Below are 429 nucleotides of genomic sequence, written 5' to 3' on the forward strand. Positions count from 1 at the left end.
AGCTCTCCAACATGTATGCCCACGTGCTGGTCGACGAATACCAGGACGTCAACCGCAGCAGCGTGGCCCTGCTCAAGCTGCTGCGGCCATCGGGAGAGCACCTCTGGGCAGTCGGTGATTCCAAGCAGTCCATATATCGGTTTCGCGGAGCCTCGTCCGTCAACCTGACCAATTTGAGCACCGACTTTGCCGGCGCCACCGGCGGGCGACTAACCGTCAACTATCGTTCCAGCAAAGAGATCGTCGACACCTTCTCGCTCTTCGCCACGACCATGAATGTCACGAAAGACAAGGAGTCCGGCCTCGTCGCACACCGCGGCCAACTTGGACACGTGCCCGAGCATTGCCAAGTGGAGTTCGCGGCCGACGAAATCGAGGCGCTGGCGGAGTCGATCGAAGCGTTCCGGACCGGCGGCATCGACTATCGGG

General features: G+C 61.1%; 1 protein-coding gene. It reads left to right on the plus strand.

Features of this window, described 5'->3' with window-relative positions; all coding sequences use genetic code 11:
• Positions 1-429: UvrD-helicase domain-containing protein (locus CEV33_RS00240; protein WP_141211513.1), on the plus strand; the 429-nt coding region annotated here is incomplete at both ends.

The organism is Brucella grignonensis (assembly GCF_002252505.1).
Taxonomy (GTDB): domain Bacteria; phylum Pseudomonadota; class Alphaproteobacteria; order Rhizobiales; family Rhizobiaceae; genus Brucella; species Brucella grignonensis.